Annotated in this window: 17 protein-coding genes and 1 riboswitch; of the genes, 16 read left to right on the forward strand and 1 reads right to left on the reverse strand. The window is 50.2% G+C overall.

Going from position 1 to position 14,259, the window contains the following annotated elements:
- Positions 1–92: 92 nt before the first annotated feature.
- From ABGI61_RS11975 to ABGI61_RS12030, 12 genes are all read left to right on the forward strand, one after another.
- Positions 93–377 carry a hypothetical protein gene (locus tag ABGI61_RS11975; protein ID WP_347601369.1) on the forward strand — a complete coding sequence of 95 codons (285 nt, stop codon included), beginning with the start codon at positions 93–95 and terminating at the stop codon, positions 375–377.
- 141 nt (positions 378–518) lie between these two features.
- Positions 519–1,088, forward strand: coding sequence for a hypothetical protein (locus ABGI61_RS11980; protein ID WP_347601371.1), 570 nt, complete (start codon positions 519–521; stop codon positions 1,086–1,088).
- Between the two features lie 118 nt (positions 1,089–1,206).
- Entirely contained in the window at positions 1,207–1,428 is a 222-nt protein-coding gene (locus ABGI61_RS11985) for a hypothetical protein (protein ID WP_347601373.1), read from the forward strand.
- 72 nt (positions 1,429–1,500) lie between these two features.
- On the forward strand, positions 1,501–1,956 hold the full coding sequence (locus ABGI61_RS11990) for a hypothetical protein (RefSeq protein ID WP_347601375.1): 456 nt from the start codon (positions 1,501–1,503) through the stop codon (positions 1,954–1,956).
- A gap of 91 nt (positions 1,957–2,047) precedes the next feature.
- The gene (locus tag ABGI61_RS11995; RefSeq protein WP_347601377.1) at positions 2,048–2,392 is read left to right on the forward strand and encodes a DUF7674 family protein; all 345 of its coding nucleotides are present in this window, start codon (positions 2,048–2,050) and stop codon (positions 2,390–2,392) included.
- Complete coding sequence (locus ABGI61_RS12000; RefSeq protein ID WP_347601379.1) at positions 2,361–2,846, forward strand: hypothetical protein; 486 nt, start codon at positions 2,361–2,363, stop codon at positions 2,844–2,846. The genes ABGI61_RS11995 and ABGI61_RS12000 overlap by 32 nt, the downstream gene beginning before the upstream one ends.
- A 77-nt stretch (positions 2,847–2,923) precedes the next feature.
- The gene (locus tag ABGI61_RS12005) at positions 2,924–3,370 is read left to right on the forward strand and encodes a hypothetical protein (protein ID WP_347601381.1); all 447 of its coding nucleotides are present in this window, start codon (positions 2,924–2,926) and stop codon (positions 3,368–3,370) included.
- A 98-nt stretch (positions 3,371–3,468) separates the two neighbouring features.
- A complete protein-coding gene (locus ABGI61_RS12010; protein ID WP_347601383.1) occupies positions 3,469–3,876 on the forward strand; it encodes a hypothetical protein in 408 nt (135 codons plus the stop codon).
- 98 nt (positions 3,877–3,974) lie between these two features.
- Positions 3,975–4,153, forward strand: a riboswitch (cobalamin riboswitch).
- Between the two features lie 76 nt (positions 4,154–4,229).
- Positions 4,230–5,000, forward strand: coding sequence for an ABC transporter ATP-binding protein (locus ABGI61_RS12015; protein ID WP_347601385.1), 771 nt, complete (start codon positions 4,230–4,232; stop codon positions 4,998–5,000).
- 2 nt (positions 5,001–5,002) lie between these two features.
- A complete protein-coding gene (locus ABGI61_RS12020) occupies positions 5,003–6,025 on the forward strand; it encodes a FecCD family ABC transporter permease (protein WP_347601387.1) in 1,023 nt (340 codons plus the stop codon).
- A 12-nt stretch (positions 6,026–6,037) separates the two neighbouring features.
- On the forward strand, positions 6,038–6,640 hold the full coding sequence (cobO, locus tag ABGI61_RS12025) for a cob(I)yrinic acid a,c-diamide adenosyltransferase (RefSeq protein ID WP_347601389.1): 603 nt from the start codon (positions 6,038–6,040) through the stop codon (positions 6,638–6,640).
- An 8-nt stretch (positions 6,641–6,648) separates the two neighbouring features.
- Positions 6,649–7,485: a cobalamin-binding protein gene (locus ABGI61_RS12030; protein WP_347601391.1), complete on the forward strand. Its 837-nt coding sequence runs from the start codon at positions 6,649–6,651 to the stop codon at positions 7,483–7,485.
- A gap of 4 nt (positions 7,486–7,489) precedes the next feature.
- Here ABGI61_RS12030 and ABGI61_RS12035 read toward each other — a convergent pair whose 3' ends face one another.
- On the reverse strand, positions 7,490–9,499 hold the full coding sequence (locus ABGI61_RS12035; RefSeq protein WP_347601393.1) for a serine/threonine-protein kinase: 2,010 nt from the start codon (positions 9,497–9,499) through the stop codon (positions 7,490–7,492).
- 216 nt (positions 9,500–9,715) lie between these two features.
- Between ABGI61_RS12035 and tagH the strand changes: the two genes are divergently transcribed.
- From tagH to tssL, 4 genes are read left to right on the forward strand one after another with little or no spacing between them, the layout of a single operon-like run.
- Positions 9,716–11,035 (forward strand): type VI secretion system-associated FHA domain protein TagH, encoded by a 1,320-nt coding sequence (gene tagH / locus ABGI61_RS12040; RefSeq protein WP_347601395.1) that lies wholly within the window; start codon positions 9,716–9,718, stop codon positions 11,033–11,035.
- A 39-nt stretch (positions 11,036–11,074) separates the two neighbouring features.
- Entirely contained in the window at positions 11,075–11,557 is a 483-nt protein-coding gene (gene tssJ, locus ABGI61_RS12045; RefSeq protein ID WP_347601397.1) for a type VI secretion system lipoprotein TssJ, read from the forward strand.
- A 21-nt stretch (positions 11,558–11,578) separates the two neighbouring features.
- Complete coding sequence (gene tssK, locus ABGI61_RS12050; protein WP_347601399.1) at positions 11,579–12,907, forward strand: type VI secretion system baseplate subunit TssK; 1,329 nt, start codon at positions 11,579–11,581, stop codon at positions 12,905–12,907.
- Between the two features lie 39 nt (positions 12,908–12,946).
- Entirely contained in the window at positions 12,947–14,257 is a 1,311-nt protein-coding gene (gene tssL / locus ABGI61_RS12055; RefSeq protein WP_347601401.1) for a type VI secretion system protein TssL, long form, read from the forward strand.
- Positions 14,258–14,259: the final 2 nt, after the last annotated feature.

The raw sequence follows: 14,259 nt of genomic DNA on the forward strand, positions 1-14,259 counted from the left end.
ATTGGCTATGTCAGCCCGGCTGAGTTTGAGCGCAAATGCGCATAACCGAGTGTCTACTTTTTATGGGTAAGAACAGTACTTAGAGGTTCGCAATGAAATATCAGGTTTTACTTCGCGGTGAAAACTTTGAATTAAACTGGGAAGGTAAAATTAAAAATCTTGGTTTTTTCACCACACGATGGGTAAAAGCTGACTCAGTAGAAGAGGCTGAAACTAAAGCCGTTCAACTCATTCAAAATGACAAATGGCTTCAAAGTGCTTTAATCGAAAAATCTGAATATTCTCCAATGGTTTATATGGAAGAAATATCCCAAGCCAAATGGTGGAAGCGTGTAGGTGGTAAAGGATTCACATTCTGGGAAATGGGCAATGAATGAGCACGTACATAACAAACAAATATTATCGCCAGCAAAAAGCGCTGGCTGCGACGTCAACCCGCTGCGCGGCTTTCCGCGCTAAATTTGGGCGTTATATTTTTTGATGTGTAGCACTGTTTATTTATCGCCCAAGGAGAGGGAGTGAAAATATCAAAGCATACTTTTGGCGGCATTTTGTTACTCGGCCTGGGGATATATGGATTAATTTCGGGTAAGACTTTATCTCTTGCTAAATCGGAGTTTATTGCGACACGAACAGATGATTTCGCTGGGTATTGGATAGTAATAGCCCTACTTTTTTACTTTGGTTTTTCAGGGCTAAAGGATGGTTTCAGAAAGAAAAAAGAAACTATATCCTCTTCTGAGCCCTTTAAAGATAACAAAGAGTTTTTGAAATTTAAGCAAATCGAGAAAAGCATAAGCAACACCGCAATGTTTGGTTGTATCCTCGGCTTCTTTTGTTCATTTCCAATTGGCTTCGTTACTCTTTTTGCCATGGGCATTGATGGTGATTCTTGTATAAAGTGTCAGAAAAACGGGGACTGGTGGGGGTTAATATTCTTTGGCTCAATGATTGTACTTCCCGTGCTGTTTTTTAAGGTGTTTCTTAAAATAAAAACGACGTCGTTAGTTAGAAAGGGGCTAGTTACAAAATCAGAGCTAAATCAAATGCAGTTTTTCAAAGATAAATATGATTTTTCAAGCAAATGAAATATAACAAATTGCTTAATTTCGTTCCGGCCACAAACAGCGTGGCCTCCACTGGACTGCCTACGCTACGCTGCGGCAGCCAATTAGCAAAGCGTTATAAACCACAAGGACAGTTCATTTGAATATCAATGCTACTTTGTACGGCCAGTTTGTAATCATTTTCGCGCTAATCATGGGCGCACTATGCTATTACGTAGCTCGTCGTAAAATGCAAAAGCCAGCGGTTGCAGGTTTACTCGGTGCTGTTTTGTCACTTATTCCAATATTTAGCGTAATTTATCTGTTCATACTGCTGTTTAAAAAAGATGTAGGTTCTACATCGGCGGCAGTAAGTGAGTAAGGTGGTTTATAACAAGGCCAGTCACGGCGACGTCTTTTCCGCTGCGGCTTCGCCTTCACTGCAAAGCCGCGCATGCTGGCGGCGTTATGTGCTAAAGCAATGAAGAGTTTACTTTCAGTTATTGGCTTAATCATTTTTTTTGGCATTTTATGCTTTGTACTTTTATTCATTTGGATATTTGCTAACCCAGAGACAAATGTTCGTTTCCAAAGCAGTGACGGGCAATGGCATGACCAAGAGGTATTGTTTAAAGGGCGAGAGTTTGAATCTATTGTGGTTTATTTTGAGCTATACAAACTTAAATGTGATAGGCCAGATGCAAAGCTTCAGCGTGTAACAACCAAGCCGGGTACAAACGAACTTGCTTATTGGTTTGATGATTATGATGATCCCAAGTGGAGAGTCCCACTTGCCGAAAAATTACCTGAGCCACCTTACAACAAAGAAAATTGTCTATATCAATCAGTCAAGCCAGAAATGTTTGAGACAGCAGATATCAATGCAAGGAAGTTCATAGATGGCTTGTAGTGTACATAACAAGCGCCATCAAAAACGGGCCCTCTGGGCGCTCGACTCGCAACACGTTGCTCGCGTTTGTGGCGGGCGTTAGATTTAAGAGATGACACAAGAAGAATTTTTGGAAGCCGCACTTCGGATATATCCTGATTTGCAGCCAGAGTTTGAAGAACTGGAGGATCTGTTTCACCTCCAGATGGACCGGTTACGCTTCAGGATGGAGCGAGACTTCCGAGCTCGTGATGAGAAGAGCGTTAAAGCGACTATGGAATTGGCAGTTAGCTGCCATCGCCAGGGATCAGACTTGATGAAGAATGCGATCGACATTTCATTCGCTGAGGCTGTCTTTGCCGGCCATGCTAAAGAAGAAATTAAATGGGCTTGGGGGTTAACCCCAGGTTTAATTAGGGAGCTTTATGTCAGCTTTTGGGGCAAGGAGCCAATCTAACGAGGCCAAGCAGGCAGGGGGCGCTACACCAGACCCTATTGGCAACGTTAGGCAATACAAAGGAAAGATAATGTACTTAATTGCCGCTTTTGGTTTATTAATGATGTCACTAAGCCTTGCAATGGTGGCAAAGCCTGATGCATTTTCAAACGGCATTATCACGTTCAGTGAAAAATCCTATTTCCACCTATTTGAGATCATCAGTCGAATTGCTGCAGGCATAATTTTCATTGCTTATGCCGAAAACACTCTCTTTCCTATAACAATTTCCTTCATAGGTTATGGGTTAATTCTGGTAGGGTTAGGCTTGGCTCTTACCCCTCCGAAATTACACAAGAAATTTGCAGTATGGTCGGCAAATAAATTCAGAAGCAAGTTCCGGTTAATCGGCATTGCTTCTGTGCCATTGTCCATGTTTTTAATTTACTCGGCTGTTGGAACTGCAAATGCTTAACAAGGCGTCTATGGGCCACCTTTATTGCAAACACAAAGTGATCAAACGTTATAGATAACAACATTCAAGGACGAAAAATGCCCTCTGCTAACAATAAATATCTTCTGGCTGCGGCGATATGTTGCTTTGCCGCTGCGCTGGCGCATCTAGGCTGTATTGTTTTCGGCGGCGATTGGTATCGCTTCTTTGGTGCAGGTGAGCAGATGGCCCGAATGGCAGAGCAGGGGCTTTGGTATCCAACCGTCGTTACGGCTGTTATCGTTTTGCTGCTGTTGGTTTGGGCACTGTATGCTCTGTCGGGCGCAGGCGTAATAAAGCGTTTACCACTGACAAAATTAGCGCTACTGCTGATTAATAGCCTATTTTTACTGCGTGGCGTAGCCTTTGTTGGCTTAATGCCAAGGTTCCCGGAAAACAGCCTGATGTTTTGGTTTGTGAGTTCAGCTATCTGCTTATTAATTGGAGGATTGTTTGCTGTAGGTTTATGGCAGCAGTGGTCAGTGTTAAGTAATAAAAACGCTTAGTGGCGTTATCGGGTGCTTATTTAAAAGCAGAAGATTGCAAAAATGCCAACTTCTGTTTAGATTGAATAGCAACGCTAACCGACAAACAGGACGTAATAATGAAAACACGGCTAAGTGCAATGATTGCTGCGGCGATACTCACTTCAGGCACGGTATGTGCGGCAGCTCAGGCGAACACGCAAGACTATAAACTGGTGACGGTGGCGGGCTACCTGAACTTTTACTTGTTGAACTTAAATGCCTGTCAGGATTTTCACCCGTCGGTGCGGCAAAGCGCCTATGATGCAGAAAAAAATCTGTATCCGTATTTAGATAAACTGTACAGCAAAATGGGCGGTGAAAAGGGCGCAAACCAGCAAATGGTGTCTGACATTGTAATGAAGCGCCGTAACATGCTGAACGCGCAGATTGCTGAGGGTGATTTTACCGTTGAGCATTGCCAGGCAGTGGTGAAAATTTTAACCGAGGATGGTTTAGATAAAACCCTGCTTAGCGCTGTTGAATAAAAGCGAAATTGCTTTTTAGTATTCACCTTTACATGCTTCCAGAAAACGCCAGCTACCCGCTGGCGTTTTTCATTTTGCGGCTGTTGTACATTGTCTGTTACACTTGGCGCCGCTCAGGTGCAGCTTAACGCTGCTGAAAAGGGAAGCAGGTGAAACGCCTGCACTGTACCCGCAACTGTAATACGCGCTGCAAGCAACAGCCACTGGTAGCATACCGGGAAGGCGCTTGTGGGTTATCGCGTTAAGTCAGGAGACCTGCCCGGGCTTAAATAACGTCTCTGTGCGGGAGTTCACAGCAGCGCCAGTGCCCAGGTTTTGCCCCGGCTGGCTGCTGCATGGTCAGGAGTGCTGGTGTGCTGAAGGTATCTGGGTTGTCACTGCAGTTAGGTAGTCAGGTTGTGCTGCAGGATATTGCATTTTCGCTGCCACAGCAGGGCATCTTAGGCGTTATTGGCCCCAACGGCGCCGGTAAAAGCAGCCTGCTTAAGCTTATTTCACGTGCATTGCCGCCCACTTCTGGCCAAGTTCTGTTACGCCAGCGTCCGCTTAACCAATACACTAACCAGCAACTGGCCCGTACCCTGGCGGTGGTAAGCCAGCATCCGCCGCCGTTGTTTGCGTTAACGGTATTTCAGGTAGCTGCGATGGGGCTGTTGCCACATAAAAGCTGGTTTGAAACTACCAATAGCAGCGACCATGCCAGTGTATTGCGGGCGTTAAACAAGGTAGGCCTTGGCAATAAGGCTGATGCGCTAATTGATACCTTATCCGGTGGTGAACTGCAGCGGTTGTATATTGCCCGTGCACTGGTGCAGCAGCCGGCGCTATTGCTGCTGGACGAGCCCACAAATCACCTCGATGTACAATACCAGCATCAGGTGTTGCAGCTTCTGCGTGAGCTGAATATTCCGGTGCTGGTGTGTATCCATGACTTAAACCTGGCGGCGCTATACTGCGATAATTTATTGCTGCTGAATAATGGCCAGCAGGTGGCGTTTGGAACGCCAGAGCAGGTATTACAGCATCAGCAGTTACAGCAGGTGTTTGCGCTGGCATGCCAGGTAAGCCGCCATCCGGCGCTGGATAAATTGCAAATTACCTTTCTACCACCGGGAGCGGCTTAACCATGGTTAAACTTGCCGCCCGTTTTAGCTTGCCGCGTCAGCGCAACTACCCGCTGATGTTACTTATTACCTTGCTGCTGTTAGTGGCCAGCGCCGTGTTCAGTTTAACCTTGGGCAGCGCTGAACTTTCTATCAATGACATCATCTCTGTGCTGTTTGGCACTGCAGGTGCGCCTGCACTGGCCGATACTGTGATCTGGCAGATCCGTTTGCCGCGTTTACTCTGCGCCATCTTGGTGGGGGCCGGGCTGGCGGTGAGCGGCGCTATTTTACAAAATGTCAGCCGTAACCCATTGGCCGATCCTTATCTGTTTGGCTTAATGGCCGGTGCAGGGCTGGGCGCTACCATTGTCAGCGTAGTGCTGCCGCCACAGTTATTCAGCGTGGCGGTGGGCGCTTTTGCCGGCGCCTTATTCGCCGTGGCGCTGGTGTTTGTATTTTGTGCCGGCCAGCACTGGCGCAAAGTAGAGGTAACGTTACTGGCCGGTGTGGCGGTGTCTTTTATGTTAAGTGCGCTTAGCAGCTTTATTTTGTACTTTGCCGAGCCTTTTGCCGCCAACCGGGTGATGTTCTGGTTAATGGGTAGCTTAAGCCGCACCGACTGGCAAAGCGTGTTACTGCTGGCGCCGGTGACCTTGTTGGTGCTGCTATTGGCACTTGCACTGCGCCGGCAGCTGGATGCATTGCTGTTAAGTGATGAAAGTGCCCGTACTCTGGGCGTGAACACCAGCCGTTTGCGCTTGGTGTTACTGCTGGCAACGGCGCTATTAACTGCCTGTATCGTATCGCAGTGTGGCGGTATTGCTTTTGTCGGCCTGATGATACCGCATTTAGTGCGACGGCTATTTGGCGTGACTTCAGTACATTTACTCACGGGATCGGCGCTTTTGGGGGCTCTTTTCCTGATCTGGGTTGATAACCTGGCGCGTACTGTGCTGCCACAACAGGAAATTCCGCTGGGAGTAATTACCTCACTGGTGGGCAGCATCTTCTTTTTAACCCTAATGCGCGCAAAGCAGACATAGCAAGAGGTAACAATGACAGACAGCATAAAGCAGCAGCGGCACCAGGCGCGCCAACAGCGGCTGAAAACACAGGTAGATGCGGCGGTGGCCGCCGCCACCACTGAAAAAGGTCTGCTGCTGGTGATCACCGGCAACGGTAAAGGCAAGTCTACTTCGGGCTTTGGTACGGTAGCGCGGGCGGTGGGGCATGGCCTGAACGCGGCTGTAGTGCAGTTTATCAAGGGCAGCTGGGATTGTGGCGAGCGTAATTTATTGGCGCAGCATGGCGTGCAATTTGCCGTGATGGCCACCGGCTTTACCTGGGATACGCAGGATAAAGCCGCCGATATGGCGGCGGCAGAGCAGGTGTGGCAACAGGCTGAGCAGTTTTTAAACGATGCAGCTATTGATCTGGTGTTGCTGGATGAGCTGACTTATATGATTAGTTACCACTATCTTGAGCTGGAGCGGGTAGAGCGCGCCTTATTAAACCGCCCGGTAGGGCAGCATGTGGTGATTACCGGCCGCGCCTGTCACCGCCGGCTGATTGAACTGGCCGACACCGTAAGTGAAGTGCAAAACATTAAGCATGCTTTTGATAATGGCATTAAAGCGCAGCGGGGCATAGACTGGTGAAATATGCAATGGTGAAGTACACACTGTTGTTACTGGTGCTGCTGTGTGTCGGCGCACAAGCCGATAGTAATGCTGACACTGGCGGGTTTCCTAAGCGAATAATCGCGCTGTCGCCGCATATTACCGAAATGCTGTTTGCTATTGGTGCGGGTGATAAGGTGGTGGCGGTAAGTGACTACAGCGACTACCCGGAGCAGGCGCAGAACCTACCCAGTGTCGCCAGTTATGCCAGTATCAACTTAGAAGCGGTGCTGGCGTTAAAGCCAGATCTTGTTATTGCCTGGCGCAGTGGCAATCCGCCTGCTGAGCTGGCGCGTTTAGAGGCGCTGGGGATCCGTATTGCATACTCTGATCCGCTGACGCTTGACGATATCGCGACCGAACTAATTCAGCTTGGCGAGCTAAGTGGCCAGCCAGTGCAGGCGAAAGCGGCGGCACGGGCCCTTAGCCAGCAGTTAGCTGAGCTTAGGGCGCAGTATCAACACAAAACGCCGCTACCGGTATTTTTTGCCATGGGCACAGCGCCACTGAGTACGGTGGCCAATAATGCCTGGCCACAGCAAATGTTAACGCTGTGCGGCGCACAAAATGTGTTTAGCCAGGTGAAAGGCGATTATCCGCAGGTTGGCATAGAGCAGTTGCTGCTGGCAGCACCAGAGCTGATTATTCAACCGGTAAAACAGGTTGATATGGCTGATTGGCGCTACTGGCAACGCTTTAGCGCGCTGCCAGCGGTTAAAAAGCAGCAATTTTTAGCCATAGAGGCTGACCTTATTTACCGCACTACGCCCCGCACCATCAGCGGGATCCGCCAGCTGTGTCAGGGCATAGATAAGTATCGCTAGGCTGTTAGCTGTTTAAGCTACTCATCAGCTCGTTGGCGCGGCGCATCAGGCGCTCTGCGGTGCGCACCTGATTTGACTGCAGCAACTCGCCGGACATGGCCAGATACTTATCTGCCAGTTTGCGTCTAAGCGCCATATGCAGCGAGAAATCTGCCGGTACCTGAGCATTAAACTGCTGTAACTTATCGTATACCGCATCAACATCATTGGCTTTGGCACTTTGCTGTAATTCCTGCTCCAGTAGCGAAAAGCTGTGCTGATAGAAGAGCTCAGCCGCCTGATAGGGAAACTCGGCTGGCTGGCCATCATTTACTGCCTGCCGATAGGCCGCCATCGCCTCTACGGCGCTGGCAAGCTGTTGGCCCTGGCTGACCAATGCCTGGGTATCGCTATAATTGGCAAACATCAGCTCACCCACCCGGATCAGATGTTTAAGCGCTACTGCATCATTGCTGGCAACGGCCTGGTTAAAGCTGTCGCGGTAAATGGCTGCTTCCTCAGCATTGGGCTGCAGCACATAGCGCTGCTCTATACGGGTTAATTCTGCCGCCAGCTTGTATGGATCGTTGCCCTCTTGCTGTGGCTCGTATTGCCGGTTTAACAGCAGCTGGTTTAACTGGCCGCGCAGCACTTCAAGCGCGGTTTGTTTGCTGCGCGCCATGCTGCTGCTTAAATCGATCAGATAATGCGAGTCAGGGTAAAGTGCCGTAGCCTGCGCCAGGATCTGTTCAATTTCAGGGTAGTTCGGGTAGTTAAAGCTGCGATCGCTTAACAGTAAATCAATTTGCTGCTCAAAATGGCTGATTAAACGCTGCTGTTGGCTGCGCAGCACCGCTTCGCGCTGTAACGCAGGGGTGTCGGCCAGTTGTATAGCCTGTAATAACTCGGCTGCAGAGGCTTCAGATAACTGATGATACAGCGCCTGCTGCGCCGTTAGTTGTGCACTTTGTGCCTCGGCTGCCAGCAGCACCTGCTGTTGTTGCTGATGATATTGCCAGGCGCCAACACCTAACAGCGCAACCGCGGCAGCGGCACCCACCGGGCGCCATAGTGGCCGGCTAAGCTGTTGCATAATACCGCTAATGCTGGTGCTGCGCGCAGCGCCATCAAATACCAGACCGCGTTTTAGCGCCTGCCACTGCAACACATTAACATGAGCCGGTTTAGCCGCTTTTTTCTGCGCAGCAGCGGCTTTATCGGCCGGTAACCTATCAAATGGGTGTTTGCTGCTTAACAGCTCATAGCTCAGGCAGGCAAATGAAAACACATCATCGGCTACGCATGGGCTGTTGCCCGCCAATAACTGAGCGCTGGCATAGGCCGGCGTGTAGCCACTTAGCGGCGCGGTTTGGCTTTGCTGCTCGGCAGCGTATATATCGTGATTCAGTTGCAGCTTTTGCGCCACGCCAAAATCCAGCACTTTAACCTCACCGGCGCGGTTCACCATAATATTGGCGGGTTTAAGATCGGCGTGCACTATGCCTAAGCGATGCGCGTAGTTCAGCGCGTCTGCTATCTGCTGAAGTAGCTTCAAAGCTGACTTTAACGGCAGGCCTTTGGGCTTATAGCGTTTAATGACCTGCTCCAGGCTCTCACCGTCCAGATACTCCATCACAATAAAATACAGGCCGTTGTCGCTATCAACATCGAACACCCGCACGATATTAGGGTGGGCCAGCTGCTGGGTTTTATGCGCCTCTTGCAATAACAGCTGTAAGGCTTCGGTCTGATCGACAAATTGCTGCTGTAACACCTTAATTGCCACGCTGGCGTTACTTACTCCGGCCTGTTGTAAAAAAACATCGGTCGCGCGATAAATATCGCTCATACCGCCAGAGCCAATTTTATGCTCCAGCAAATAGCGCTGTTTAATCAGCATGCCAGGCTCCAGCGTGGTGGCAGCTTTGCTGCTGTCTTTGCTGGCTTTTAGCTTTACGGCAAAACGGGTTTTATCCGCATCCATAGCGGTGTCATTGTTCAGGCTGCTAACACTGGTGCTGTCCTGTGTCGTCATGATGTACTCCTTGCCAAACCCGGTGGGGTGAAAAAATCACTAACTGATGCAAAATGTCAAAATATGCGCAATTATTTCACAAATATACGCCATCGTCACGACTGTATTTAACTTATGTGTTAATTTATCCGCTATTGACGTAACAATAAATTTAACTTAACCTTTGCGGCCGATTTATGGTTAATAAATTGTGTTGCTGACAGCCGGGAGTTTAATGTGGGGCAAAGGGATATGTTACTTGAATTGTCAGTGCTGAGTTACCACCGTTTATCGCCCCGTCAGGTTGCGGTAAAGCGCTTTGATAGCCAGGGCGGCAGCTTAGGCCGCAGTGAACAGGCCGATTGGTATTTGCCTGATCCTGAGCGCGTTGTATCGGGCGTGCATGCCATTATCAGCTATCAACAGGGCCAGTTTCGTATTACCGATCAGTCGACCAATGGCTTATTTGTTAACCGTTCGGTAGAGCCTTTAGGGCAGGGCAACAGCCACAGTTTACATCACGGTGACATTTTGTGTTTGGGCGATTACGAGATCCAGGTGGCGTTGATTGATAGTGTATCAGCTGAGAAAAGCGCCGAGCACAGCCTGATCGCAGAAAACACACAAAAGCCACCGCTTAATCGCCATAGTGACGTAGCAACTGGCTTAACGATTGGTCAGGCTGCTGCAGCAAGTATTACGCCGGCATTTGAACCCCAGCCACTCTTTAATGCGCCTAACACAATGCGTTCAGACGGCGCTTCTGCCAGCCAAGCGTCGGTGGCAAACACTACGGCGTTTGACGCCCAGAGCAATCTAGCGCTGGATAATCTGGATCAGCACTTTCATGCGCCGTCGGCGCTTATTCCTGACGATTGGGAAAGCCCCTGGCAAGAAGAGCCGGCCACACCTTTAGGCCCGGTAAAACAGCCACTTTCTGCCCCCAGCGGCAAAAGCCAACCTGGCAACAGTAGCGACAGTGCCTGTGTGCAGGCCTTTATCCGTGGTCTGGGGCTGTCTGAAGCGAACCAGGCCGCTATGCAAAACGAGCAGTGCTGGCAGCAGCTTGGGCAGGCGCTGCAACAAGCGCTGCAAGGCGTTATTGCAGTGATGCATGAACGCTCTCAGGTGAAAAGTAGCTTTCGCGTTAACCAAACTACCTTTCAGCAGCGGGAAAATAACCCGCTGAAATTTTCGGCCAATCTTGATGATGCTTTTCACAACCTGTTTAACCGCCCGGGCAGCAGCTTTATGCCGGCGAGTCAGGCCATTGCTGAAGCTTTTAGCGATATTAGCCGCCATGAAGCGGCGATTATCGCCGGTGCCCGCGGCGCCATGTCGGGCTTAATGGCAGAGTTGGCACCACAACGATTGGAAGCCGCCGATTTTGGCAGCAACTTGTTTGATAAGTTAAATCCGGCGCAGCGCCAGGCAAGGCTTTGGGCCAGATATAAAGCGCTGCATCAGGAATTGGCTGCCGAAGTTAATGATAAAAACAAACAGGGCGTGAATGATGATTTTATCAGCGCCTACGAAGCTTATCTGCGACAGGGTTAACACGCCGTTTTGGCAATAAAACCATCAGGAGTAGTACAAATGAATAGCTTAAAAGCACTGTTGTTGCTGCTATTAACCATGATTTTTTTAAGCGGTTGTCAGGCGGTCTATGCCACCTTTCCACCGTCAACCCAGTTACATTTTCGGGTAGCGGCTGACATTAACCCCGATGCTGAGGGGCGTCCTTCGCCGGTGATCATTAAAGTGTATGAATTAGCCTCAAAAACAGTGTTTGAAAACCAGGATTTTTTTGCCCTGTACGACAACCCCGAGGCCATTTTACGCACTGATTTACTGAAAAAAGATGAGCTGGTGTTTGAACCCGGTCAGCGCAGCGAATATAAAATGGCGCTGCAACCGGCGACCAAGGCCGTAGCAGTCGTCGCTGCGTACCGTGATATTGAAGGCGCCCGCTGGCGCGCGGTGGTTGATGTAAAACCAACCGGTTATGACGATTTTTATGTCTATGTCGACAAACTGGCGGTGTATATCCGTGAGCATGACTTAGAGCGCAAGCGTTAAGCAGCCTTTGGAGTAACTGCCATGAGTGATTACAGCCGTATAGCCTGGTCAGAAGGCTTGTTTTTACGCCCGCAGCATTTTCAGCAGCAGGAGCGTTATCATGATTATTGCCGCGTGCAGCAAATGGCAATGCAGCTGCCTTACAGCTACGGTATCCGACAGCTGGCGGTTGACCATCAGTGCCTGAAGTTTGGTCAGTTTGCTCTGACAAAGCTAGAGGCGATATTAGCTGATGGCACTGTGCTGCAACTGCCAGAAGTTGAAGCGCTGCCTGAACCGGTACAGATCCCGAAAAGCTGCCGTGATCAGCTGGTGTATCTGTGTCTGGCGATAGATAAACCACATGGTCAGAATATCGCCGAAACGGGCAGCGACCGTATCAGCCGATATGGCTACACTGTGCACAGCGTGGCCGATAACAGCCAGAGTGATGATGCCACTGAGCTGTTGCAACTGGCCAAGCTGCGTTTGCTGTTTAAGCTGGGATCAGAAGACAGAGGCGGTTTTATCAGCTTGCCTGTAGCGCGCATTCGTGAAGTGACCGAGCAGGGTGAAGTAAAGCTACTTAAAAACTTTATTCCGCCGCTGTTGGATATTCAGCAAGACAGCGAGCTGACAGCCTTTGTCAGTGAAGCCCTTGGTATGCTGTGTCAGCGCGCTGATGCCTTAGCCGACCGTTTGGGGAAAGGTCAGGGCACTGCTAATTCGATTGCCGACTTTTTAATGCTGCAGGTGCTTAACCGCTATGAGCCGGTATTACGCCATTTAAAAAGTGGTGTGCTGGAGCATCCGCTTAATCTGTATCGCTTAATGGTGGCGATGCTGGGTGAGCTTTCAACCTTTACCGCCAGACAAAAACGTCCGCCACAGTTTCCGCCTTACCAGCATGAGGAGCTGACCACAGTGTTTGGTAACTTAAGCGTGATCATGAACCAAACCTTGAGTGTGGTACTAGAGCAAACGGCGCAAGCCTTGCCGCTGGAGCAAGCTAAGTTTGGCATCCTGGTGTCACCGCTTACCGACAAGAGCCTGCTGGAATATGCTCAATTTGTGCTGGCGGTCTCGGCTGATTTACCGGCAGATGATATTCGCAAGCACTTGCCGGCACGCTTAAAAATTGGCCCGGTTGAGCATATCCGTGAACTGGTGAATAACCAGTTGCCAGGGATAGCGGTAACCGGTTTACCGGTGGCGCCCCGCCAGGTGCCTTACCACGCTGGCTACCATTATTTTCAGCTCGATAAGGGCAGTATTTACTGGGAGCGGCTGGCAAACAGTGGCGGTTTAGCACTGCATCTGTCCGGTAACTACCCGGGGCTGAAACTGGAGCTTTGGGCGATTAAGGCCTGAGTCGGCTTCGCGCCACAGGACTAACAGGGATGGCAACGCATGTCAGATAAAACAGTAATGAAACCACGGCCCGGTGGCCGCGGCATGGCCAAAGCCGCCGTTATGCCGGCAGCAGCAGGAGATACCGGCAGCAACGATAAAACCCGCATTTCAGCCAATGTACGCCCGGCTGATGCCAGTCAGCGGCTGCAAGTGTTATCGGTCAGTGACAATGTGCTGATAGATGAGGCCGGGGCACTATTTTCCCTGGTGTCGCCTATTCGCAGCACCGCATCGCATGCCGATGTGGCGGGCCTCAAAACCCAGTGCATTCAGCTGATTAATCAGTATGAACAGCAGCTGCGTTATAAAAACGTCAGCACAGAGTTGATTGAAAAAGCCCGCTATTGTATGTGCGCGTTTATTGATGAAACCGTGCTCAACACCAGTTGGGGCGGGAACAGTGACTGGGCTCAGGAAAGCTTGTTGTCTACCTTTCACAATGAAACCTTTGGCGGTGAATACTTTTTTACCCTGCTCGAAGCCGCCATTAATGCCCCGCGCGAGCATTTACTGCTGCTGGAACTGCAGTATCTGTGCCTGTCATTTGGTTTTGTCGGCAAAATGCGCTTAGAAGAGCGCGGCTTTGAAAAACTGGAAGGCTTTCGTGAACGCGCCTTTAAAGCCATTCGCTCGCAGCGCGGTGAGCCGCCGCGTGAGCTGTCGCCGGGCTGGCGCAGTCAGGTGGTTACCGCTAATCAGCTTGAAGCCGAGTTTCCGCTGTGGGTGCTGTGCTCGGTAATAGGTGCTGCACTGTTGGGTTGCTATATGTTGTTGACCTATCAGATCAATGGTTACTCCAACGAGGTGCACCGTCAGTTAAACAATCTGGTTGTACTACAGCAGGATACGCCGCAACCAGCCTCGGCTAAGGCGCATCAGGATGCGATCCGGCTGCAACAACTGCTGCAAACTGAAATCCGCCGTCAACTGCTGGACGTCATCGAACTGCCGGATCGGGTGCGTATTCGGGTTGGCTTAGATCAACTATTCAGCCCCGGTAGCACTGGCATTAATGAGGGTTTTGTGCCGGTAGCTGCCAAAATTGCTCGCGCGCTGGAGGGTACTCAAGGTCGTATTCTAGTGAGCGGTTATACCGACGACTTGCCAATTTTTACCAGTAAGTACCCGTCAAATTGGCACTTATCACTGGCCAGAGCCAATGCCATGGCTGATGCGCTGGCCTCAGGTGCAGACTTGCGTGGCCGCTTATGGCCCGAGGGGCACGGTGATGCTAACCCGATAGCCCCTAATGACAGTGCTGCCAACCGGGCGCTAAACCGCCGCGTCGAAATAGATTTGTTACCCTAATG

It is taken from the genome of Rheinheimera fenheensis (genome assembly GCF_039871805.1).
Lineage (GTDB): Bacteria > Pseudomonadota > Gammaproteobacteria > Enterobacterales > Alteromonadaceae > Alishewanella > Alishewanella fenheensis.